19 protein-coding genes are annotated in these 22,843 nt (G+C 44.2%); 5 read left to right on the forward strand and 14 right to left on the reverse strand.

Annotated elements, in window-relative coordinates:
- The first annotated feature begins 141 nt into the window (after window positions 1-141).
- Window positions 142-576, forward strand: a complete 435-nt coding sequence (locus ACFOEE_RS01830) for a DUF4826 family protein (RefSeq protein ID WP_377120330.1) — start codon at window positions 142-144, stop codon at window positions 574-576.
- Here the strand turns inward: ACFOEE_RS01830 and ACFOEE_RS01835 are convergent.
- The 5 genes from ACFOEE_RS01835 to mnmA form a co-directional block, all read right to left on the reverse strand.
- A complete protein-coding gene (locus tag ACFOEE_RS01835) occupies window positions 560-1,018 on the reverse strand; it encodes a GNAT family N-acetyltransferase (RefSeq protein ID WP_377120332.1) in 459 nt (152 codons plus the stop codon). The genes ACFOEE_RS01830 and ACFOEE_RS01835 overlap by 17 nt on opposite strands.
- A gap of 65 nt (window positions 1,019-1,083) precedes the next feature.
- A complete protein-coding gene (locus ACFOEE_RS01840; protein ID WP_377120334.1) occupies window positions 1,084-2,235 on the reverse strand; it encodes a ribosomal protein uL16 3-hydroxylase in 1,152 nt (383 codons plus the stop codon).
- A gap of 64 nt (window positions 2,236-2,299) precedes the next feature.
- Window positions 2,300-3,670: an adenylosuccinate lyase gene (gene purB / locus ACFOEE_RS01845; protein ID WP_377120336.1), complete on the reverse strand. Its 1,371-nt coding sequence runs from the start codon at window positions 3,668-3,670 to the stop codon at window positions 2,300-2,302.
- A gap of 35 nt (window positions 3,671-3,705) precedes the next feature.
- Window positions 3,706-4,308, reverse strand: coding sequence for a high frequency lysogenization protein HflD (hflD, locus tag ACFOEE_RS01850; protein ID WP_377120338.1), 603 nt, complete (start codon window positions 4,306-4,308; stop codon window positions 3,706-3,708).
- Complete coding sequence (gene mnmA, locus ACFOEE_RS01855; RefSeq protein WP_377120340.1) at window positions 4,308-5,408, reverse strand: tRNA 2-thiouridine(34) synthase MnmA; 1,101 nt, start codon at window positions 5,406-5,408, stop codon at window positions 4,308-4,310. The genes hflD and mnmA overlap by 1 nt, the downstream gene beginning before the upstream one ends.
- A 457-nt stretch (window positions 5,409-5,865) precedes the next feature.
- On the opposite strand from mnmA, the gene ACFOEE_RS01860 reads away from it, so the two are divergent.
- Window positions 5,866-6,789 (forward strand): hypothetical protein, encoded by a 924-nt coding sequence (locus ACFOEE_RS01860; protein WP_377120342.1) that lies wholly within the window; start codon window positions 5,866-5,868, stop codon window positions 6,787-6,789.
- A 119-nt stretch (window positions 6,790-6,908) separates the two neighbouring features.
- Here ACFOEE_RS01860 and ACFOEE_RS01865 read toward each other — a convergent pair whose 3' ends face one another.
- Window positions 6,909-7,571 (reverse strand): pseudouridine synthase, encoded by a 663-nt coding sequence (locus tag ACFOEE_RS01865; protein ID WP_377120344.1) that lies wholly within the window; start codon window positions 7,569-7,571, stop codon window positions 6,909-6,911.
- 209 nt (window positions 7,572-7,780) lie between these two features.
- On the opposite strand from ACFOEE_RS01865, the gene ACFOEE_RS01870 reads away from it, so the two are divergent.
- From ACFOEE_RS01870 to ACFOEE_RS01880, 3 genes are all read left to right on the forward strand, one after another.
- Window positions 7,781-9,313, forward strand: coding sequence for an EAL domain-containing protein (locus ACFOEE_RS01870; protein WP_377120346.1), 1,533 nt, complete (start codon window positions 7,781-7,783; stop codon window positions 9,311-9,313).
- Window positions 9,314-10,201: 888 nt separating this feature from the next.
- On the forward strand, window positions 10,202-13,171 hold the full coding sequence (locus ACFOEE_RS01875) for a TonB-dependent receptor (protein WP_377120348.1): 2,970 nt from the start codon (window positions 10,202-10,204) through the stop codon (window positions 13,169-13,171).
- Window positions 13,172-13,530: 359 nt separating this feature from the next.
- Window positions 13,531-14,187: a hypothetical protein gene (locus tag ACFOEE_RS01880; RefSeq protein WP_377120350.1), complete on the forward strand. Its 657-nt coding sequence runs from the start codon at window positions 13,531-13,533 to the stop codon at window positions 14,185-14,187.
- A gap of 133 nt (window positions 14,188-14,320) precedes the next feature.
- On the opposite strand, the gene ACFOEE_RS01885 is transcribed toward ACFOEE_RS01880, so the two are convergent.
- From ACFOEE_RS01885 to ACFOEE_RS01920, 8 genes are all read right to left on the reverse strand, one after another.
- The gene (locus tag ACFOEE_RS01885) at window positions 14,321-14,983 is read right to left on the reverse strand and encodes a 3-oxoacid CoA-transferase subunit B (protein ID WP_377120352.1); all 663 of its coding nucleotides are present in this window, start codon (window positions 14,981-14,983) and stop codon (window positions 14,321-14,323) included.
- Between the two features lie 10 nt (window positions 14,984-14,993).
- The gene (locus ACFOEE_RS01890) at window positions 14,994-15,692 is read right to left on the reverse strand and encodes a CoA transferase subunit A (RefSeq protein WP_377120354.1); all 699 of its coding nucleotides are present in this window, start codon (window positions 15,690-15,692) and stop codon (window positions 14,994-14,996) included.
- Between the two features lie 76 nt (window positions 15,693-15,768).
- Window positions 15,769-16,683 carry a hydroxymethylglutaryl-CoA lyase gene (locus ACFOEE_RS01895; protein ID WP_377120356.1) on the reverse strand — a complete coding sequence of 305 codons (915 nt, stop codon included), beginning with the start codon at window positions 16,681-16,683 and terminating at the stop codon, window positions 15,769-15,771.
- Complete coding sequence (locus ACFOEE_RS01900; protein ID WP_377120358.1) at window positions 16,683-18,626, reverse strand: acetyl/propionyl/methylcrotonyl-CoA carboxylase subunit alpha; 1,944 nt, start codon at window positions 18,624-18,626, stop codon at window positions 16,683-16,685. Before ACFOEE_RS01900 ends, ACFOEE_RS01895 begins: the two co-directional genes overlap by 1 nt.
- A 10-nt stretch (window positions 18,627-18,636) precedes the next feature.
- Window positions 18,637-19,419, reverse strand: a complete 783-nt coding sequence (locus ACFOEE_RS01905; RefSeq protein ID WP_377120360.1) for an enoyl-CoA hydratase-related protein — start codon at window positions 19,417-19,419, stop codon at window positions 18,637-18,639.
- Between the two features lie 9 nt (window positions 19,420-19,428).
- Window positions 19,429-21,036: a carboxyl transferase domain-containing protein gene (locus ACFOEE_RS01910; protein WP_377120362.1), complete on the reverse strand. Its 1,608-nt coding sequence runs from the start codon at window positions 21,034-21,036 to the stop codon at window positions 19,429-19,431.
- A gap of 11 nt (window positions 21,037-21,047) precedes the next feature.
- Window positions 21,048-22,223, reverse strand: coding sequence for an isovaleryl-CoA dehydrogenase (locus tag ACFOEE_RS01915; protein ID WP_377120364.1), 1,176 nt, complete (start codon window positions 22,221-22,223; stop codon window positions 21,048-21,050).
- A gap of 20 nt (window positions 22,224-22,243) precedes the next feature.
- The gene (locus tag ACFOEE_RS01920; RefSeq protein WP_377120366.1) at window positions 22,244-22,639 is read right to left on the reverse strand and encodes a MerR family transcriptional regulator; all 396 of its coding nucleotides are present in this window, start codon (window positions 22,637-22,639) and stop codon (window positions 22,244-22,246) included.
- Window positions 22,640-22,843: the final 204 nt, after the last annotated feature.

Consider the following 22,843-nt stretch of genomic DNA (forward strand, 5'->3'; position numbering starts at 1 on the left):
AATATTTGCTGTGATGCTTATATTAAAAGGACCGTACCAAAACCAGTTACTTTTATGGTAAAAATCGCGGTAAAGTGATTGCAGTTTATAAGGCAATGTTATAATTTCGCTGCGTCTTGCAGTAAAAGAGAATCTAGAAAAATGAACGAACAACAAGCGAACGAGCAACAAGTAGATTTAGAAGAATTAGATAGGGCTTGGCAACGGGAAGCATTCCAAGCTGCGCAAAAGCACCTCGCTGAAAAGGGCATCATGCCGCATTCGGTATTTGATAAAGAGAGCCGCTTTTTAGCGCCTTTATGTGCTGTGTGGAAGTTTAAAGCGCAAGACGGCAAAAAGTATTGGGTGATCACCGGACGCTTACCTGCGGATGCCATTGAAGTTAGCGGGGCTGCCAATGCGCGCGACGCGTTACGTGCATTTTCACTACGTTGGCAACTAAAAGCAGAGCAGATCATTCAAACTGGCATTACTGACCAAACACAAGCCGATTATGTGAACTTACTTGTGAATCGCGCTCAAGGTTTGTACGAGGTGTACGAAAAAGACCACCTCTGGGCTAATGAACCAGTGTAAAAGGCTCAGTGCAAAACCGCTCAATTTGGCATTGCAAGCGTTGCCTTGGAATGCCAGCTTCCATAAACACGCAGCCTTGCTTTTCAAACCCCTTAGCGGTAAAAAGCTCAACCTCATGCAAGATACAATTTATCCCCACCGCTTTTAGGCCGTTTTGCTCGGCTAAATACACTAAAAAATTAAGCAAAGTGTCGTAAGTTTCGCGAGTGCGGTGAGGTTTTAGTACAGCCACTCGGCTAATAAGGCCATCACGACATAATCTACCGGTGGCCACAGGACCTTCTTTTTCATCCCTGACGAGGACATGTTCGGCGCTCAAATCGAGCTGATCAAATTCAATGCTTTTGGGGATATGGAGTTCGCAAACGAACACTTTTTCTCTGATCTGCTGCAACTCTCGCTTGTAAAGTTGCCAGCTTACCTTATCAGCCCGATAAAACATATAACCTCCTTATCGATCTCAGCGCGGCGGCCGAACCTTGTCACGATGTATGAGGCGTTGACACGCTATTCTGGGAAATAAAAGATCCCTTCATTAATTAGCGTAGCAAGTGTCTGCACAAATTCCAGCCAGTTTTGCGAATTTTCGAACTGATCAGAGCTGAGCTCAGTATTGTCACACAACAATTTAACATTATGCAGTTCTGAGCTTGGCAACGAGTAATTTTCACCGTTAACGCTGAGGAGGAGTTGTTGCTCATCAAGCCGTTGATAAATAGCGCGAGTACCACCAGCGCGGCAAAGCTCCACGTCATCCGAGAGTATATCGGCAAGTTCTTCAACATCAAATGGCTCGTCTAGTGGGCATAAGTCCATATCATGTTTAGGTGTAGACATGTTTTTGCCAAGCCAATGCTTAAATTCTTGCTGGTTGTGGATCGCCGCAATCATAAGCTCTGCGATAGCGCTCGCTTCAGCATTTAACAATTCGCCACAAGAAGGGCGCTCAGTCAAATTGGCATCACTATAGCGCAATTTACCTGCTTCATTATCTATCAAATAATCGGCAAAGTTGCTCAGTAAATCGCGTTGGTTAGCAGCGCGAAAGCCAACTGAGTAGTTGAGTGCATTTTCTACAGCATAACCTTCGTGCGGGTGACCTGGCGGGATATATAAAATATCGCCAGGTTGTAACACTTCGTCGATACAAGCTTCAAACTGTTCTACTTGAAGCAGAGACTTATTTTGCGCAAATTCTTTCAGCGTTGGGTTGGGTAAACCGACGCGCCAATGGCGTTTACCCATACCTTGGATAATGAACACATCATACTGGTCAAGGTGTGGACCAACACCGCCGCCAGGGGTTGAGTAGCTGATCATCAAGTCGTCAATCCGCCAGTTTGGAATAAATCGAAACGGTTCAAGTAAGGCGGCAGAATCTGGATGCCAGTGGTCAACAGCTTGAACTAACAAAGTGCTGTTGCGCTCAGTTAATAACGAAAAATCTTCAAACGGGCCATGATATGCCTGCCAGTCATTGTTGTGATTGGTGACAAGGCGCGATTCAATGCTGTCTTCCATGGCAAGTCCGGCGAGCTCTTCAGGCTCGATGGGATCTTGAAAATCTGTAAAACCACCTTTAATAAGTAACGGTTTTTTTTGCCAATAATTGGCGAGAAACTCGGCAACGCTCATGCCGTTTAGAGACAATTCGTACATAAAATTCCATCCATAAAAAAAGCGAAAGAGCTGCCTCTTTCGCTTTATATCATCTTCAAGAGACTTAGTTTAGCTCGTCAATGAAGGCTTCTGCACGGCCGATATAATTAGCCGGTGTCATTTTCTTCATTTCAGCTTTAACGTGATCTGGTAAGTCTAGACCATCAATAAACTCAGCCATAATGGTTTGATTAACACGTTTACCACGGGTTAATTCTTTAAGCTTTTCATACGGTTTTTCAATTGCGTACTTACGCATTACGGTTTGAATTGGCTCAGCTAACAATTCCCAGTTTTCATCAAGCTCAGCCAGTAAACGCTCAGCGTTAACTTCTAACTTGCTGATCCCTTTTAACGTTGCTTGATAAGCAATTAGGGCATAACCCATACCAACGCCAAGGTTACGCAAAACTGTCGAGTCAGTTAGGTCACGTTGCCAGCGCGATACTGGCAGCTTTTGCGCTAAGTGCGTGAAAATAGCGTTCGCAAGTCCTAAATTGCCTTCTGAGTTTTCAAAGTCAATTGGGTTTACTTTGTGTGGCATAGTGGATGAACCAATTTCGCCAGCAATGGTTTTTTGCTTGAAATGGTTAAGTGCGATATAGCCCCAAACGTCACGGTCGAAATCAAGTACGATAGTATTGAAACGCGCAATCGCATCAAATAGCTCAGCAATATAATCATGCGGCTCGATTTGCGTGGTAAATGCATTCCAAGTCAGGCCTAAGCTAGTTACAAAGCTTTCTGCGTGTGCATGCCAATCATAGTCTGGGTATGCACTGAGGTGAGCGTTGTAGTTACCAACGGCACCGTTGATTTTGCCTAACATTTGAACATTTGCGATTTGCTCACGTTGGCGCTGTAAACGCACATACACGTTAGCGAATTCTTTACCCATGGTCGAAGGGGTTGCAGGTTGACCGTGGGTGCGTGTCATCATAGCGACTGAACGATATTCAATGGCTTTTTCTTTGATGGCGCTAAGCAGTTGGTCGCAGTAAGGCAATAATACTTTGTCACGTGCTTCAGTGAGCATTAAACCGTGCGATAGGTTATTGATGTCTTCTGAAGTACATGCGAAATGAATAAATTCATTCACCGCATTTAACTCTGCATTACCTGCCACTTTTTCTTTTAGTAGGTATTCAACGGCTTTAACGTCGTGGTTAGTGGTGCGCTCAATTTCTTTCACACGCATCGCATCAGCTTCGCTGAAGTTTTCAACAATGCTATCAAGTAGTGCATTGGCTTCGTCGCTAAAAGCCGGTACTTCAGGAATACCAGCGGCTTTGGACAACGCTTGTAACCAGCGCACCTCAACAGTCACACGGTATTTAATTAAACCAAACTCACTGAAAATACTACGTAACTCAGTGGTCTTGCTACCATAGCGACCATCTACCGGAGAGATAGCGGTTAACGCTGAAAGCTCCATAATAACTCCTACCTATTTTGGGTTTTGAACGATATTCATAAATTCTGTTGTGCCGCAGCGATGATTTTGCGCTTGGCGAAAAAAAACTGGCGACGGCGTCCGCCCATTTGCCGCCACAATACTGCAGCGCGTACACCCGCAAGCAATAGCGCTCTGATCTTATGCTGAATGTGCGGCTGTTTTAATAGTTCAGGCTGACCAAAAACTTGGATTTTTTGCCCAAGTGGACTGATAACTTGGCTGTAAATATCGGCCAAACTAGCCACCATAGTATCGTCGGTCATCGCGAAATGGTCGAGGCGACGCTCGATATCGTTGATGCGTCGCGCTAATTCATTCAAAGCTTGTGGTTTAGCGGCAAGGGCACGCTCAAGTTGAATTAAGCCACCGACATATTTGACCAGTTCGACGTCTTTTTTGCCGTCTGCTGAGAGTTGCTCCACTAAGGTACGATAGCCTTGCTGGAGTGCAAACTTGTCTGTATAGACATCTTCGGGCTGCTTGGGATTGGTGATCACAATACTGTGCAGTAGGCTGTCTACTTCATGTGCATTGAATTGGCCATATTTAGCCACCTTTTGTACTTGCTTGGTGATTTGACATAGCGCCGCTAAGGCCATCACTTGATGTTGCATCATTAGCGGATCACCGAGTCGATAATACCACCACCCAAGCACACTTCGTCGCTGTAAAACACCGCAGATTGGCCTGGGGTAACAGCTTTTTGTGGCGAATCAAACAATACGCGTGCCATGCCGTCTTGGCCGACTAATAAAGTACATGGGATATCTTGTTGGCGATAACGGGTTTTTACGGTGCAGCGTGTTGTACCTTGTGGGCCAACACGGTCCACCCAATGTAGTTGGTTGGCGTTTAAACCATTGCTGTAAAGGCGAGGGTGATCTGAGCCTTGACCCACAACCAGCACGTTTCGTGCAATGTCTTTGTCTACCACATACCAAGGTTCGCCATTACCTTCTTTCATACCACCGATTAATAGGCCTTTACGTTGGCCTAAAGTGTGGTACATCAAGCCTTCATGCGTACCGACCTCATTGCCGTCGGTATCTTCTATACTGCCTGGTTGCGCCGGTAAATAACGCTGCAGAAAGTCTTTAAATTTGCGTTCGCCAATAAAGCAAATACCGGTGCTGTCTTTTTTGTCGTGGGTGATCAAGCCTTGCTCTTCGGCAATGCGGCGTACTTCTGGCTTAGCAATATCGCCAACCGGGAATAGCGTCTGCGCCACGTGCTCGTGACTCAATGTGTAAAGGAAGTAACTTTGATCTTTGTTGTCATCAAGACCACGCAACAAGGCAAATTTGCCATCGCGCTCGTCGCGGCGCACATAGTGGCCGGTCGCGATATAATCGGCATTTAGCGCCTCCGCTGCAAACTGCAAAAACGCCTTAAATTTGATTTCTTTATTACACATGATATCGGGGTTTGGCGTGCGACCTGCTTTGTATTCTTCAAGAAAATACTCAAACACGTTATCCCAGTATTCCGCTGCAAAGTTGACGGTGTGTAATGGTATGCCAAGTTTGTCGCATACAGCTTGAGCATCTTTTAAGTCTTCTGCTGCTGCGCAGTAGTCATCATTATCGTCTTCTTCCCAGTTTTTCATAAACAGGCCTTCAACCTGATAGCCTTGCTGCTTAAGCAAATAGGCTGAAACGGAAGAATCTACACCGCCAGACATACCGACGATGACTTTAATGTGACTGTTTTCACTCATAGTAGATGATTTCTCAAGGCATTCGAAAAGGGCTGCATTATAACACGCAAAACCCGTTGAAATAAAATTTAACTTCGACTCATTGTCTTGGACTATTAACTAGCAGTTTATTTGGTATCTCTACACATGGTGTCAGTGGTTGTTTTTACGAATTCACTAATCCTAGACTCATCTCCCCCATGTGTTCGGTTAGTAGTCAAGAGCATTTGAGTCTTTTGAGTTTATGGAACGCGGAGAAAAGAACAAAGATGATAGCAAAATAAAAACACAAACGCTGTGGTTTTTAAGCAATAAGTACTTGAAAAATATGTTACCAAGGGGTGGTGAATGTTTTTTCTTTAAATTTATGTTGACAGGTAGTACCCATTTTGGTTAATTTGTAATCAATTTTAAGGCGGCTGTAATATTAATTGACAACGTTAATTCGCTTTTAAGTGGATAGTTAAAGGGAATACTTATGAACTCTAAAAGTCTTATTTTGTCAGCGGCTGTATTGTCTGTTGCGTTAACAAATGTAGCTGTTGCTGCGCCAAACACTGATGAATATGGTTTTATGTATTATGCACAACTCCATGAGTCTGCATCATATAAGGGAGCTGAATTTTTCAGTAAAGATTATGATAAAATTGATAATTGGGTTGATGGTTATCTGCATAAAATATCATGGAAGCGTTATTCAGCCTTGGATAAGAAGTTAATTGATGCGGTCACAGAAGGTATTAATCGAGAGATGTCTAATAATGGCGTGAAGATTAGTAACCTCATAGTGACAACAGGTGGAAGACTCACCACGGCGTTTACACCTGGTGCCGGGAGCAAACTCGATTTTAACATCAGCGGTTTCACTCTGTCTGGCTTTGCGAATTTAAGCAAAAGTTGGTATGCCGACGGTACGGCACGAGCAACTATTCCAAACATAACTATCAGAGGATCATATGATTACTCAAATGGCATTGTTGTTGTTGATTACTTTGATGCACCACTTAAAGTCGATGTTGACTTTGATTTGAATATTCCAATTTTAGGCGAGCTTTTGGACTCATTTGTTGATAACTATATAGACGGTCAAATTAGTAGCTCTATCCCAAACAATTTGGCGAACCTTTATACAGGTGAGTCCACATTTACGATAGGTTCAATCAAAGATGTTATCCCAACCAATAAATTGGTCTTTAACGGTGTAGATTATGGTGCTTATATACTGAATAAGCTGGACACAAGAAAACTGATAAATGACAATTTTTCTTTCACCGTTGGCGGAGTTGTTGCGTCACAACAGTATGTCAGTATAACTATTGGTAGTGCAACATATACTCGTTGGACTACAGGTGGAAAACGAGTGTGTAAACTTGATATTGAACCCGATTGCACACCTTATTAATGATTAGATTTAACAAAAATTATAAACAAGAAGTGGCGCGAGCATCATTGTCGCAGCCACTTTTTATTGCCATTCTGGACGATTCAATAAAGACGTAACTATCTCGCCATAAATTAGCATTACGGCTTCGTTATGGTGTATTCACCACTTTTTAGGCTACTCAGCTTGTATTGTCCTATCTGTATGCGGACTAAACGTAACGTTGGAAAACCTACGTGTGCTGTCATGCGGCGCACTTGGCGATTACGCCCTTCGATGATTTTAATTTCTAACCAGCTGGTTGGGATCTGTTTACGCTCTCTAATCGGTGGATTACGTGGCCAAATTTGTGGCTCGTTAATTAACTGCACTTTAGCGGGTAAAGTAGGGCCGTCGTTAAGGAGAACGCCATCACGGAGTTTTTGTAAGTCCTCTTCATTGGGCACACCTTCAACTTGAACCCAATAGGTTTTTTCGGTCTTTTTACCCGGTGCAGTGAGCTGATGCTGTAGTTTGCCGCAGTTGGTTAATAGTAATAACCCTTCACTATCGCGGTCGAGGCGACCTGCGGCGTAAACATTTTTGATATCGATAAAATTTGCCAGCGTTTGGCGGTTTTGCTCATCACTAAATTGGCACAGCACATCAAAAGGTTTGTTAAATAAAACAACAAGAGGGGGCTCGCTGGGTCGCGCTGAAGTCAGCTTTTTTGCTCCATAAGATTTAGCCTTAAACTGCTGAGCTCGGCTATTTGGCTTGCTCGCACGGCGACGAGGTTTTGGGGTTGAATTTGTAGTTGGCATGGTCTTAGGGAATCACTTTAGTCAATGGCTTTATTATACCGATTGAGACAACGAGCAACAGCTAATCGAACGATTTGTCATATAAATGCCATATTCGTTGGTTACTGTGCGCTCTTCGCTACTGAGGTACTTATCACCTTTATCGAGAACCATCATTGACCAGAAAAAACTCCAACTTTTTTATTGCTCTCGCCGTCACGATAGTTGTCATGCTGCTGTTGACTAGTGTGGTCTATGTTCAGGAAGTAAAAAATGGAAAGCAGCGGGTTGAAGACATCGCGCAGAAAATCGCACAAGATTTAGATAATCAATTCGCTAAAGTAGCAGAGCTACTCAGGCAAGGAGCGCAGTTTAATATCGCCTGCGATGATAACACCCTGCAAACCATGCGAACAGCTGTATTTGAACAACCAGCTTTGAGTGAAATTGGTATGGTGGATGAGCAAGGGCGTATTCGTTGTAACTCGTTTGGCAAGTTAGATCCTGTGGTACAAAGCACCATCCCAGTTAGGCTGCAAGGCCTTCGTTACTATGGTCCGATTATTAGCGATTATCTCGGTACCAGCGCATTTATTTTAGCCATGACTCGTTCGGACGGGATTGAAGTGAATGGTTTGATCCCCACCAGTTGGGTAAACAATGTGATTAAATTACCGACAGAAAATCATGTTTCTTACCTTGCCATAGTGGACACCTTCAGTGGGGTGCCGATATTTAAATTCGGCCACTACAGTTTACCACTTAACTACAAGCCCTATCCTTTACTCAATGATACGGCTGAATATACGGGTAAATTTGACGACTTAAATAGTAAATATTGGTTTGCGCTACGCTTTAAAGCTATCCCAGAACTTGGCTTAACAATCGCCGTAGATGAGATTCAACTATTCAACTTAAAATGGTCTAGCGCTCTACTTAGCCTGCTGGGGAGTTCAGCATTTTTTATCATGACGTTGTGGCTTTTAAATTACTTGGACCGCCGGAGCCGCAACGCCAAGCTACAAATCTTGGATGCGTTAGCACAAAACGAATTTTTTAACGTTTATCAACCATTTTACGATTGTCAGTCGAACACCATTATTGGCGCAGAAGTATTGATGCGCTGGCAACATCCAGTTGAAGGGGAGCTTGGTCCCGCTTATTTTATTCCAGAAGCCGAGCGAGATGGTTCTATCCTTGAGCTCTCTATTGCACAAATAGAGCGGGCATTAGTTGAACTCGAAGCGCTGCTTTACGACATGCCTAGTTTTAAGCTTTCTTTTAATGCCAACGGTTATCTGCTAATGCAACCTAGCTATCGTCAAGTTATTTTGTGGGCTGCACAACAGGTACCAAATCTAACCCTCGAACTTACAGAAAGGGATGTGTTGCAAGGGGCTGAACTGCAACACCATCTTCAAACGCTAAGTGATGCTGGGGTTGAAATTGCGATTGATGATTTTGGCACTGGATATAGTGGGCTTCAGTATCTACAGCAATTTCCAATTGATTTACTAAAAATCGACCAAAGCTTTGTTGCTTCAATTGGCACCAAGAATTTACAAACGCCTGTATTGGATGCGGTCATTGAAATGGCCGATAAACTTGGTAAAAAGCTGATTGCTGAAGGTGTGGAAACGTCTGTTCAACAGCGCTACCTATCACGTCAAGGAGTCAATGTTCAACAGGGGTGGCTATACGCAAAACCACTTCGCTCAGACCTTTTTCTCGACATGCTCAGCATTCGGCTGCTGTTAAAGTAACGCTATAGCCGCTTTGCTGTCGCGAACTTCACCGCCTGTGTGGCTAAAAACGACAAGCACGTCTCAACAACTCACCGCCATATGGATTTTCGTCGAGTTGCCTCCGCGACTTGTTCCGAGTGCTCCATTATCTTCTTTTTGTCCAGTAAAGTTATCAGAAAATCTAAACTCGCAATTTGCCATGTGCTTTCAGTCAACATGCAACAAAGTTTGTTTAGAGTGGAATTAAAATAGATAATTGATCTATGTAAGCCAATCTTTACACTTTTCCTTGTAAATACTTTGAAAAATTAGCATCTTCTTTTACTCGCGATGGATTCTGTTGTGAATACTGCAATTAATTATAGCGATGGTAGTTAGCTCTACCAGCTCTGCTACTTTAATCAAATTCTGCTGACCCATTCTATTGTAAGGTTGCGGCGATAGGATCCAAACATATTTGTGAACGGAGTTATAAACACCTGCCATTTTTGTGAAAATTGTCGATAAAATCTCCTAATTAATATCATCTTCTTGTTTTAGAAAACTGATTTTTTTCGCAATAATGCCCCGTAGCTTTTGGTTTTTAAATTTTGTCATAAAAAACATTAGTTTGTAGTTTTTTTGTTGATTTACCAGTCATTTTTTAAAAGTTTTTGGTGTATTTTTTGTAAACATAATGGGCTGTATTCAAGATGGGGGGTTAATGATCATTTATATATCTTTAAAAGTTCATAACAAATTTAATTCTAGCGAACTAACTAGTTTGCATTTTTCGTCACAATGAGGTAGAAATTATCACGTCATTCACAAAGGCATCGTGTTATTTTGCGTGAGCTTTAAAATAAGCACCTTGACTGAATGAAAACTCAATAACTAAAAAAATCTTTTATAATGAGGGAGAATTCAATGTCCAATTCAAAACGGATGTTTAGAAAGGCAGCTTTGTGTGTAGCTGTTTGTTCATCACTAGCTGTATTCAGTACAACAGCACTTGCAAGTAACGTTGATGGTGAACTTCGTGGTTTAATTACAGCGAAGGGAAATAACCAGCCTGTCGTCGGGGCAACAATTGTAATTACTAACGAGAAGAATGGTTACACAAAGACTATTGTTGTTGATCAGGATGGTTCTTTCAATCTGAAAACTATTCCAGTAGGCGATTATAAGGTTGAAGTGAGAAAAGACGGCTATCAGACCGAATCCATTGAAAAATTAACTATCGGTGTTGGTAAGTCTTCAAACTTGGAAGTCGCGCTTACCTCTGGTAGTGTCGAAGTTATCTCTGTTACGGGTTCTAGAGTTGCAACAGTTGATGTAACAAGTTCAGAAGCTTCATTCAATATTTCAGCTGAGGAATTAATTCGTCTTCCTGTTCCTGCAGATATTACATCGGTTGCGCTATTGGCTCCTGGCGTTAACTTGGGCGATAGCCGTTTTATCGATGCTAAAGGTAATTCATTAGCAAGCTTCGGTGGTGCCTCCCAAGCTGAAAACGTTTACTACGTGAACGGTTTAAACATGACAAATTTCCGTAATGGTGTTGGTGGAGCCACTATTCCTTTCCTTTCTTACGACTCATTTCAAGTTAAGACTGGTGGTTATTCTGCGGAATTTGGTCGTGCAACTGGTGGTGTAGTTTCAGCAGTGACGAAAAAAGGCTCTAACGAATTCGAATTCGGTATTCAACACCGCCAACAATTTGCTTCTCTATATGGTGAGCGTCCAAATTCTTATTTCTTATCTCAAGATAATTGTAATGACGATGGTTGCGCTGTAAACGTAGGTGATTTACGTTTAGACAATTCACGAGATGAAGTTGGTTTCTATAGCACCGATATTTTTGCTAGCGGTGCAATCATCGAAGACACTTTGTTCTTCTACGGTTTATATGAGTTTAGAAAACGTGAAACTGAACAATATGTTGGTGTAAATAGTCAATTCGAAGAAACATCAGATGATGATCCATATTATTTGGCGCGTTTAGATTGGAACATCAACGAAGATCACACGCTAATGGCTTGGGTTTACAGTGATGAGTCGACGGAATTAACAGAGACTTTCTCTACTGATGCAAACAAAAACAAAGCGGGTATACCGACAGAGTCTTCTTATGACACTGGTGGTAAGAGCTGGTCTGTACGTTACACAGGAGCGATTACGGACGATCTTTCAATTTCTGCAATGGCTGGTTCGGTAGAATTCACAGATACAGTGTCAAGCCCTTCTGGCGATTGCCCAGTTATTTATGACAACCGTAGTGGTGCATTCGTGCCGAAAGGTTGCTGGAACCCATCCGCGTTCCAAATTCGTAAGGATAGTGATGAGCGTAAGCAATACCGTTTTGACGTAGATTGGTTTGTAAATGAAAGCCACAACCTCCGTTTTGGTATTGACTTAGAGAAGAATACTTCCCAAGCAGATACAATTCTTTCAGGTAACATTTATTACCTAATTACCAGCTTAAACGAAGGCGCCAAGTTGCCGAACGGTTCTACCGTAGCTGAAACGGGAGATTACGTTCGTGTTCGTAACTACTCAAACGGCGGTACGTTCAAAATCAACAACAGCGCATACTACGTTGAAGATGTTTGGACGATTAATGATCGGCTAACTGCTACAATCGGTCTACGTTGGGAGTCATTCGAAAACTTGAATGCTGACGATGTGACGTTTATCGAAATGAAAAATCAGTTTGCGCCACGTCTGGGTATTGCGTACGATATTTTTGGTGATGGAGAGCACAAGGTATTCGCTAATCTGGGTCGCTATCACTTACCTGTTGCATCTAACACAAACGTTCGTTTAGCGGGTGCAGAGCTATACACCCATGATTGGTACAAGTTAGCGGGTATTAATGGCGATGATTCACCAATTCTTGGTGATAAAGTGGGTACAACTCATGAGATTCAAGACGGTACTGCTCCGCTTCCAGACAGCGTAACAGACAAAAATCTTGAGCCGATGTATCAAGATGAATTCATCCTTGGTTATCAAGGTATGATTAATGATGACTGGTCATTCGCTGCGAAATTTACTCGCCGTGAACTAGGTAACGTAATTGATGATGGTAGTATGGAATATGCATTCAGACAGACTACAGGTGTTGCTGATGATCATTTCTTACTATTTAACCCAGGCCGTCCAGTAACATTCATATACGATCACGATGGTGATGGTGTTGCTGAGACTATTACATTCTCACCTGAGCAAATGGGCTACCCAGAAGCGGAACGTTCATATAACTCGCTTGATCTAGCTTTAGAGAAAGCGTGGGATGGTGTTTGGATGTTCAAGGCTGCTTATACTTGGGCACAGAGCTATGGTAACGCTGAAGGTTACGTCAAGTCTGATAATGGTCAGGACGATGCAGGCTTAACAACCGACTGGGACTATCCATATCTTGCAGAGGGCGCGGAAGGTTATTTACCTAATGACCGTCGTCACGCCATCAAACTATTCGGCGCGTATGCTTTGGCTGACAACTTGACTGTTGGTTTTAACGCTAGTATTTCATCTGGTCGTCCAATGAGTGCGTTTGGTCAAGGATATTATCCAGACCAAGATAACTATCACTATGGTCAAACTTATTGGGTTGGTAGTAACTTCCTTAAACGCGGCTCACTTGGCCGTACGCCGTGGGTTACTAATATCGATGCAAACATCAAATATCAATTGGATGATCTGGTGTCGGGTTTTGCGAAGTCAGGGTACATTGCTTTAAACATTTATAACCTGTTTGACGCAAATACAGTTACTCGCTTTTATGAAGATGCAGAGAAAGACGATGCTGCATTCTCAGTAGATCCTGCATTTGGTTCAGCATCATCTTGGCAAGCACCGCGTCGTGTTGAACTTACATTCAATCTACAGTTCTAATTGTTGAAACGGTTAAGACTGGAGGCGTAATAAACATCTTAGATTGATGTTTGACTTCGCTTCTTTCACGTTAATGCCGTTCACTATAAGTGAACGGCTTTTTTCTGGCGGCAACATAAAATTAACAATACCAGGGCCTGTTGATATTTCGAGTTGAGTCATAAGACCAATCTGCATGAAAGTTTACCCACCATATCTTTCTCTCTTTTCTAAACCTTTATGACTGTACAAATTCTCACAGTTTCACAACAAAATTGAACGCTACGTCAAGCCTATAACCATTACTATATGTGGCGGCCAGCAGTGCTTGTCGGTTGCTTACGAAAGTGCAGATAAATGAAAATTCAAAGGAGTTGTATATGTTGAAACAGGCTGTGGGAATAATCATTCCGCTTACTTTACTAGGTTGTTCATCGGAAGACTTGGAGACCACCAATTTTGGCTCAGATCTCTATAAAAATAACTATTATCTGGTTAACGCTAGCGGCACTGAAGTGGCGTTTCATCTTGCCAATACGGAAGTAGATGGTGATGAGCGTGATGCCAGTAATAATAAATATTGGGTGCAAACCTTAACTGCCGGCGCTGATGTGGTAAAGACCAAGCATGAGCACAATGTTGCGCAAAAAGTCACATTTTATGCTGAAAGTCGTAATCCAGCAGGGAAGTCAGCTAAAGTCACTGAGAAAGTAAAAACGGATAAAGATTATAATGTTATCGCTTGGCAAGATAGCAATGGCGCCTTTGGAATTAATGTCTTAAGGCGTGAGCAGAGTAATCGCTCTGGACAATTTGCAGTGCGTTTTTTTGCGCTTGATGCACAACAAGTTATAGTGAATGGTACTACGATGACGCTCGCGCGAGCTGGGATATCAGAGTGGTACTATATTGATGAGTGTGGTCAGGATATTGTTGTCGCAGGTCAGCGTTTAGATATTTGCCAAGGCTCATACAACAACTCATATTTGCTAGTAGTTGGACAACAAGGCTTGATTGCTCAGGTGAATCAGAGTTAGTAGAACTTAGTTCGCACAGCTAAAAAAAACCCCTCTTGCGAGGGGTTTTGGGTAACTCAGCGCCAATGGCACTGGGAATGAGGTCGGTACATGATGTTAGTATTGTGATTGACCGAATCGCAACTGTGCTGAATTACTCTGCAAATTGCATTTCAGGAATGTCGCCTTCGACAATCAACTTACCTGCAGTTTTGCTGATGATTTCATCAACACTAACACCTGGTGCACGTTCTAGCAAATAAAACGCGCCATTTTTAACTTCTAAAACAGCCAGATCTGTGACTATTTTCTTTACGCAGTTCACGCCTGTCAGCGGTAAACTACATTGTTCTAATAATTTGGATTCGCCGTGCTTGCTGGCATGGGTCATAGTCACGATAATATTCTGTGCGCCAGCCACTAAATCCATCGCGCCACCCATACCTTTGATGAGTTTCTTTGGGATCATCCAAGAGGCGATATTACCGTGTTGGTCGACTTCAAAAGCACCTAATACGGTTAAATCGACATGACCGCCGCGTATCATCGCAAAACTTTCCGCACTATTGAAGATAGCAGCCCCTTTTACTGCTGTAACGGTTTCTTTACCCGCGTTGATCATATCAGCATCGACGCTGTCTTCAGTCGGGTATGGACCCATACCTAACAAGCCGTTCTCTGATTGCAGCATCACTTCAATGCCAGCAGGGACGTAGTTGGCAACTAAGGTTGGGATACCAATACCTAGGTTTACGTAGAAACCGTCTTGCAGCTCCTGCGCTACGCGCATCGCAACTTGTTCACGAGATAATGCCATGATTTACTCCTTAACTGCGCGTGGTTCTGCGTTCAATACGTTTTTCAAATTGACCTAGAATGACGCGGTCAACATAAATGCCTGGGGTGTGAATTTGGCTTGGTTCAAGTTCGCCAGGTTCTACAATTTCTTCAACTTCAACTACTGTGATTTTACCCGCAGTGGCTGCCATAGGGTTGAAGTTCATCGCTGTGTGACGGAACACTAAGTTACCGTAACGGTCGGCTTTCCACGCTTTCACAATGGCAAACTCGCCAGTGATTGATTCTTCAAGAATATACGGACGACCGTTGAACTCTTTAACCTCTTTGCCTTCCGCTACTGGGGTGCCGTAACCGGTTGCCGTATAAAACGCAGGAATGCCTGCACCACCGGCGCGCATTTTCTCTGCCAACGTACCTTGAGGGGTCAGTTCTACTTCTAATATGCCGTCTAACAACTGCTGTTCAAAAATCGCATTTTCACCCACGTAGGATGCGATGATTTTTTTGATTTGACGGTCGTGTAACAACACACCTAAGCCAAAATCATCCACGCCGCAGTTATTGGATACCACAGTTAATTCTTTAGTGCCTTTGCGTTTAATTTCCGCAATTAAGCCTTCAGGAATACCACACAGACCAAAACCACCTGCGATGACTGTGTCGCCATCTTTCAGGCCTGCCATTGCTTCTTCATAACTTGCAACGACTTTATCGAAACCGGCCATAAGCCCACTCCTAAAATTATTTGTTACGCACGCTTATCACGTGCCATTTCGCACGCGCGAAGCAGGCGACTTTATGTTACTTATGGCTACATTGACTTCGCAGTGCCAGTGATACTTTGCTCACTGGTTGCTTGTTTAATGCGGCGCAAATTGTCCAGCCTGCTTCAGCTAGCCTTTCTAAATCAATTCCGGTACTAATGCCAAGTCCCTCAAGCAAGTATATTACGTCCTCGGTGGCAACATTTCCTGACGCCCCTTTGGCGTAAGGACAGCCGCCTAGTCCCGCAACTGCACTATCAATGGTGGCTATCCCCATACTCAGTGCGGTGTGGATGTTCGCAATCGCTTGACCGTAAGTATCATGGAAATGCACAGCCAGCTTGTCGGCTGGGATATGTTGTAGCAGCAATTCTAGCAGCGCGCGTACTTTGTTTGGTGTACCCACACCTATGGTATCGCCCAGACTAATTTCGTAGCAGCCGAGTGCCAATAATTGTTTACACACCGCGAGAACTTGCTCAGGCTCCACTTGCCCTTGATACGGGCAGCCAACCACGCAGCTCACATAGCCGCGCACGCGAATATCATTCGCTTTTGCTAACGTCATGACAGGTTCAAAACGAGCAATACTTTCTGCGATAGTACAGTTGATGTTTTTTTGCGTAAAAGCTTCACTGGCTGCAGTGAAAATCGCAAACTCCTGCACACCCGCATCAAGCGCTAATTCCGCGCCCTTTAGGTTTGGGGTAAGGGCGCTTATTTCCACATCTTTAGGTAGTTTTAAGGCTTTGATCACCTCAAGCGAGTCAGCCATTTGTGGCACCCATTTAGGTGATACAAATGCGCCTGCCTCGATGTTTTTTATGCCAGCTTGTGCCAATGCATGGATCAACGCGACTTTATCTTGAGTGGTGACAGATAACTCGTTTTGTAGGCCATCGCGTGCGCCTACTTCAACGATTCGAACCGCTTGCGGGTAGTGTGTTGACATTATTCCTGTGCCTCCACAATGGCGAGCATCGCACCATGACTAACCAGCTCGCCTTCGGCAAAACAATAGCTTTGCAATGTGCCACTGTATGGCGCGGTAAGCGTGTATTCCATTTTCATTGCTTCGATAACCACTATTGCATCACCTTTTTGCACTTTACTGTTTATCGCTTTTAAGTGCTTGACGACTGTACCATTTAACGGTGCTGCAAGCGGCGCAGCTTCATGTTCTTGTTCGCTAATATAGTGCTTAGAAAGTAACTCAATACTGAACTGATGCGGACCAAACATAATGGTCAGTTCACCCTCGGCAAATACCACGTGGGCCGTGACTTTTTTACCATCAAGACTGGCTGTAAGTAATTGCCCTTGCAAACTGCCTTCGGCAATACAAACGTTGTTATCGACTTGAATCGACCAATGCGTGCCGACAGCGGTTGCAGTGATGGCATGACCAATAAAGGGCACGTTCATATGCGCGGCTTGGTTGAGCTTAAAGCCAAGTTGTTGCCAAGGTGACTGGCGACATGGCTTTTGATGTAAGACAAACGCTAACGCTGCCAAGGTGACCATAGTATCGACCGGGACTTCGAATTGTGTCAGAGTCGCCGTTTGGGTATCGATAAAATGGGTATCAGGCGCACCTTGTTTAAACACAGGGTGATTGGCCAAATGATGCAAAAACGCGATGTTGCTTTTCAGTCCGCACAAGTGTACTTGCTCAAGCGCATGGCTCAGTTTATTCAGCGCCACATCACGTGAAGCGCCATGTACAATCAGCTTGGCAATCATAGGGTCATAAAACGGACTAATTTCGTCACCGCTAATAACACCTGTGTCTATACGCACCCCATCACCTTCGGCAGGGAAGGTTAAGCAGGCCAAAGTGCCAGAGCAGGGCATAAAGTTTTCGACTGGATCTTCAGCATAAATACGCGCTTCAAAACTGTGCCCAGTTAAACTGATCTGATTTTGCGTTAGGGGTAATACTTCACCGTTGGCAACGCGAATTTGCCACGCAACTAAGTCTTGACCCGTAACCATCTCAGTTACTGGGTGTTCAACCTGTAACCGAGTATTCATTTCCATAAAGAAAAACTCGTCGCCGCAGAGTAAAAACTCGACTGTGCCTGCACCCCGATAGTTAATGGCTTTTGCGCAGCGTACCGCCGCTTCACCCATGGCTTGGCGTAGTGAATCGCTTAAACCCGGCGCTGGCGCTTCTTCAATGACTTTTTGATGGCGGCGCTGTAATGAGCAATCTCGATCGCCTAAATACACTGCGTTACCGTGCGCGTCGGCAAATACTTGGACTTCAACGTGGCGTGGCTTATCAACATAGCGCTCAAGTAATACTAAATCATTCCCAAAACTGGCTTTTGCTTCACGCTTTGCACCTTCAAGCGCGGCGAGAAACTCGCTTTGCCCGCGTACCACTCGCATACCTTTACCACCACCGCCAAAGGCCGCTTTGATAAGTACCGGATAGCCAATTTTTTCTGCTTCCGCGGCTAAAAAGTCGCTATCTTGCTGCTGACCATAGTATCCAGGTACTAACGGCACATTGGCACTGGCCATAATTTCTTTAGCGCGGGTTTTTGAACCCATGGCTTCAATCGCTGTGGCTGGCGGGCCAATAAAGACAATGCCTACTTGTTCGCAAGCATTAGCAAAAGTGTCGTTTTCAGATAAAAAACCATAGCCCGGGTGTACACAATCAGCACCAGAGCGTTTTGCCACTTCTAGGATTTTGTCGGCCACAAGATACGAGTCTTTGGTCGGTGCCGCACCGATGTGATAAGCCTCATCAGCAAGTTTGACGTGTTGGCTGTGGGCGTCCGCATCTGAATAGACCGCAACTGTGGTCATACCTAGTTTTTTAGCCGTGCGCATGACACGACAGGCAATTTCACCACGGTTAGCAATAAGAATTTTCTTTAACATCGTCGTTCTCTTAATGGTTACTTTCGCTTTGCCAAGCAGGTGGACGTTTTTCAAAAAATGCGCCTAACCCTTCTTGCCCTTCAGTGCTAACCCGTATTTCAGCGATACGTTTGGCAGTATGCGCAATTAACTCGGCATTAATCTCTTGGTTTGCAACTTCGGTGATCAGTGCTTTAGCGCTATGTACTGCATGCGGGCCGTTATTGAGTAAGGTGTCGACAAAATGCGCTTGGCTCAGAGACAAATCTTCGCTGATAGCATGTAACAAACCCATGTGTAAGGCTTGTTCTGCATTGAATACTTCGGCAGTTAAAAAGTAACGACGGGCTTGACGCTCGCCGATAGCTCGGATCACATACGGGCTAATGACTGCAGGGATTAAACCTAGTTTGACTTCGCTTAAGCAAAATTTGGCATCAGGTGTTGCAATCGCAATGTCACAACAGGCAATCAGACCTAATGCACCGCCAAACGCAGCGCCCTGCACTAAACAGATGGTGGGGTGAGGGCAGTTAGCCAACACCGCCATTAGTTTGGCAAGTTCCATCGAATCAGCAACGTTTTCGTCGTAATTATTGCCGGCCATGGATTTCATCCAACCAAGGTCGGCGCCTGCTGAAAAGTGTTTACCTTCGGTTTTAAATACTAACGCGCGCACATCTAGTGTGCTTGCGTATTCAATATTCTTGATAAGCTCGGCGATGACTTCGCTATTAAAAGCATTGTGTTTTTCTGGTCTGCCAAGTACGAGTTCCGCGACTTTATTTTTGCTGATAGATAATGTGACTGACATGTGGTCTCCTTACATCCTAAATACGCCAAACTTTGATTCACGTTTGGGGGCGTTGGCTGCAGCTTCAAGTGCTAATCCAAGCACGGTACGTGTATCAGCAGGGTCAATAATACCGTCATCCCATAAACGGGCACTGGCATAATAAGGGTGGCCTTGGCGTTCGTATTGTTCAACGATTGGCTTTTTGAACTCAGCCACTTCTTCGGCTGACATCGCTTGGCCTTTACGTGCTAAACCGTCTTGACGTACCTGAGTCAAAACGCCAGCGGCTTGCTCACCACCCATCACTGAGATCCGAGCATTCGGCCACATCCACATCATGGTCGGCTCATATGCTCGACCACACATGCCGTAGTTACCGGCGCCATACGAGCCACCAATCAAAATGGTAAACTTAGGAACATCAGCACAAGACACTGCCATCACCATTTTGGCACCATGTTTAGCGATACCTTCGGCTTCGTATTTTTTACCTACCATAAAACCTGTGATGTTTTGTAAAAACACCAAAGGAATATTACGCTGGGCACAAAGCTCGATAAAATGCGCGCCTTTTTGCGCAGACTCTGAGAATAAAATCCCGTTGTTCGCGACAATCCCCACAGGGTGGCCGTATATTTCGGCAAAGCCTGTCACTAAGGTTTCACCAAAGTAGCGTTTGAATTCATCGAACTGAGAATCATCAACGATACGCGCAATCACTTCACGCACGTCAAACGGCTTTTTCAGATCAGTCCCAACAATGCCGTACAATTCATGGGCTGCAAAGCGTGGTGCTTTTATGTCTTTTAGCAAGGATTGAGTAGGGCGAATATGGTTTAATCTTGATACACATTGGCGTGCAATCGATAATGCGTGTTCGTCATTTTCGGCATAGTGGTCGGCAACGCCTGACACTTTACAATGCACATCAGCGCCACCGAGTTCTTCTGCACTGACTTCTTCACCAGTTGCCGCTTTGACTAACGGCGGACCAGCAAGGAATATGGTTCCTTGATTTTTAACGATAATGCTTTCGTCGGCCATAGCAGGCACATATGCGCCACCAGCTGTACACAGACCCATTACCACCGCAATTTGCGGGATACCTTTAGCTGACATACGCGCTTGATTATAGAAAATTCGGCCAAAGTGTAGTTTGTCTGGAAATACTTCGTCTTGCTCAGGTAAATTTGCACCACCTGAGTCAACCAAATAAATACAGGGTAAATGACAGCGCTCAGCGATTTCTTGCGCGCGTAAATGCTTTTTCACGGTAAGCGGAAAGTAGGTTCCGCCTTTCACTGTGGCATCATTTGCCACAATCATACATTCAATGCCTTTTACGCGGCCAATCCCCGCGACTACGCCAGCACAGGGAATATCTTGCTCATACACGCCAAACGCAGCAAACTGACCGATTTCTAAAAACGGTGAACCTTCGTCAAGCAAGGTTTCGATTCGGTCGCGAACAAACAATTTACCGCGGCTTTGGTGACGCGCAATAAGCTCGCTACCACCACCTTGGCTCAATTGTGCGACTTTACTGCGTAGGTCGGCTACAAGAGCCGCCATTGCTTGAGATTTTTCCTTGAACTGCGGATCGTGAATATTCACCGCTGAATTTAATACTGTCATTGAGCTTGTCCTTAGCGGCTTTCGTTAAATAGCTCGCGGCCAATTAACATACGGCGAATTTCTGAGGTGCCAGCGCCGATTTCATAGAGTTTTGCATCACGTAACAAACGGCCTGTGGCATATTCGTTGATATAACCATTACCGCCTAAAATTTGGATTGCGTCTAATGCCATTTTGGTTGCAAGTTCTGCTGCATAAAGGATAGCGCCAGCGGCATCTTTACGGGTGGTTTCACCACGGTCGCAGGCTTTAGCAACGGTATAAACGTATGAACGCGCGGCATTCATTTGCGTATACATATCGGCCACTTTGCCCTGAATAAGCTGGAATTCACCGATAGATTGATTAAATTGCTTACGCTCGTGAATGTAAGGCACCACAATATCCATACAAGCTTGCATGATGCCAAGCGGGCCACCAGCCAGTACTACGCGCTCATAATCTAGGCCGCTCATCAGCACTTTAACGCCTTCGTTTAAGTTACCAAGGATATTTTCAGCAGGGACTTCACAGTTTTCAAATACCAATTCACAGGTATTTGAGCCACGCATACCTAACTTGTCGAGCTTTTGTGCAGTTGAAAAACCCGGGAAATTACGCTCGACGATAAATGCAGTAATACCTTTGGCACCTGCATTAAGATCTGTCTTTGCGTATATAACAAATACATCGGCATCAGGACCGTTAGTGATCCACATCTTATTGCCGTTTAGAATGAACTTGTCACCTTGTTGTTCTGCTTTGAGTTTCATAGAAACCACGTCAGAACCCGCATTCGGCTCACTCATCGCAAGCGCGCCAATGTGTTCACCGCTGATGAGCTTTGGCAAATATTTTTCTTTTTGTGCTTGATTGCCGTTGCGGTTAATTTGGTTAACACACAAATTAGAATGTGCGCCGTAGCTTAGGCCTATTGAGGCGCTGGCGCGGCTGATTTCTTCCATGGCGATAACGTGTTCTAAATAGCCTAAACCTGAACCACCGAACTCCTCAGCAACCGTGATGCCTAACAAACCCATATCACCAAATTTTGGCCACATGTGATTTGGGAAGGCGTTCTCATGGTCAGTTTTTTCCGCGATAGGGGCAATTTCATTACTTGCGAATTCGTTTACATGTGAACGGATCATGTCCGCGGTTTCGCCAAGTCCGAAGTTTAGTTCTTTATAGAGTGATACTGTGCTCATGGTCCAAATCCTGTGAGAGATTATTTATCTAAATCTTTTAAGGTATCGCGGCAGCGACGTTCTGCGGTCACTAATTCCATCAATACCACTTTAATGTCGTCCATTTGCTGATTGAGATCGGCCTTTTTCTGCTCGATCAAATCCAACATGGTGCGAAGTTGTTTGGCGCTGCTTTTGTCTGCGTCGTAAAGCTCAAACAAGCGGCCTGTTTCCGCCAGTGAAAAGCCTAAACGCTTACCACGTAAAATCAGTTTTAGTCTGACTTTATCGCGCTTGGAATAAATGCGGGTCTGACCGTGGCGTAATGGCGTCAGCAAACCTTGGTCTTCGTAAAAACGAATACTACGGGTGGTAATATCAAATTCTTTTGCCAAATCGCTGATGGTATACGTGGGTTCGTTTAAATCCTGCTTCATATTCACTGCACCTTTACTACTGATTAGACCAATATAAGTGAAGTTTACGTAAAGGTAAAGTAGTGAATGGCTTTAATACTTTGGTAGGGTATGAATTGTGCGATTATTGCTACTTTCTCATTTCATCATATTGAGCAGTGCCGCATGTTTTCAGTCGTTTCTAACTATGCTTGTTGCGTTCTGTGCACAGCTCTGGGCAAGCAA

It is taken from the genome of Pseudoalteromonas fenneropenaei (genome assembly GCF_042643375.1).
GTDB lineage: Bacteria > Pseudomonadota > Gammaproteobacteria > Enterobacterales > Alteromonadaceae > Pseudoalteromonas > Pseudoalteromonas fenneropenaei.

What these genes read in the sequence shown, in the direction of transcription:
- ACFOEE_RS01830 (WP_377120330.1), top strand. Translation starts at nt 142, where the DNA reads ATGAACGAACAACAAGCGAACGAGCAACAAGTAGATTTAGAAGAATTA.
- ACFOEE_RS01835 (WP_377120332.1), bottom strand. Translation starts at nt 1,018, where the DNA reads ATGTTTTATCGGGCTGATAAGGTAAGCTGGCAACTTTACAAGCGAGAG.
- ACFOEE_RS01840 (WP_377120334.1), bottom strand. Translation starts at nt 2,235, where the DNA reads ATGTACGAATTGTCTCTAAACGGCATGAGCGTTGCCGAGTTTCTCGCC.
- purB (WP_377120336.1), bottom strand. Translation starts at nt 3,670, where the DNA reads ATGGAGCTTTCAGCGTTAACCGCTATCTCTCCGGTAGATGGTCGCTAT.
- hflD (WP_377120338.1), bottom strand. Translation starts at nt 4,308, where the DNA reads ATGATGCAACATCAAGTGATGGCCTTAGCGGCGCTATGTCAAATCACC.
- mnmA (WP_377120340.1), bottom strand. Translation starts at nt 5,408, where the DNA reads ATGAGTGAAAACAGTCACATTAAAGTCATCGTCGGTATGTCTGGCGGT.
- ACFOEE_RS01860 (WP_377120342.1), top strand. Translation starts at nt 5,866, where the DNA reads ATGAACTCTAAAAGTCTTATTTTGTCAGCGGCTGTATTGTCTGTTGCG.
- ACFOEE_RS01865 (WP_377120344.1), bottom strand. Translation starts at nt 7,571, where the DNA reads ATGCCAACTACAAATTCAACCCCAAAACCTCGTCGCCGTGCGAGCAAG.
- ACFOEE_RS01870 (WP_377120346.1), top strand. Translation starts at nt 7,781, where the DNA reads ATGCTGCTGTTGACTAGTGTGGTCTATGTTCAGGAAGTAAAAAATGGA.
- ACFOEE_RS01875 (WP_377120348.1), top strand. Translation starts at nt 10,202, where the DNA reads ATGTCCAATTCAAAACGGATGTTTAGAAAGGCAGCTTTGTGTGTAGCT.
- ACFOEE_RS01880 (WP_377120350.1), top strand. Translation starts at nt 13,531, where the DNA reads ATGTTGAAACAGGCTGTGGGAATAATCATTCCGCTTACTTTACTAGGT.
- ACFOEE_RS01885 (WP_377120352.1), bottom strand. Translation starts at nt 14,983, where the DNA reads ATGGCATTATCTCGTGAACAAGTTGCGATGCGCGTAGCGCAGGAGCTG.
- ACFOEE_RS01890 (WP_377120354.1), bottom strand. Translation starts at nt 15,692, where the DNA reads ATGGCCGGTTTCGATAAAGTCGTTGCAAGTTATGAAGAAGCAATGGCA.
- ACFOEE_RS01895 (WP_377120356.1), bottom strand. Translation starts at nt 16,683, where the DNA reads ATGTCAACACACTACCCGCAAGCGGTTCGAATCGTTGAAGTAGGCGCA.
- ACFOEE_RS01900 (WP_377120358.1), bottom strand. Translation starts at nt 18,626, where the DNA reads ATGTTAAAGAAAATTCTTATTGCTAACCGTGGTGAAATTGCCTGTCGT.
- ACFOEE_RS01905 (WP_377120360.1), bottom strand. Translation starts at nt 19,419, where the DNA reads ATGTCAGTCACATTATCTATCAGCAAAAATAAAGTCGCGGAACTCGTA.
- ACFOEE_RS01910 (WP_377120362.1), bottom strand. Translation starts at nt 21,036, where the DNA reads ATGACAGTATTAAATTCAGCGGTGAATATTCACGATCCGCAGTTCAAG.
- ACFOEE_RS01915 (WP_377120364.1), bottom strand. Translation starts at nt 22,223, where the DNA reads ATGAGCACAGTATCACTCTATAAAGAACTAAACTTCGGACTTGGCGAA.
- ACFOEE_RS01920 (WP_377120366.1), bottom strand. Translation starts at nt 22,639, where the DNA reads ATGAAGCAGGATTTAAACGAACCCACGTATACCATCAGCGATTTGGCA.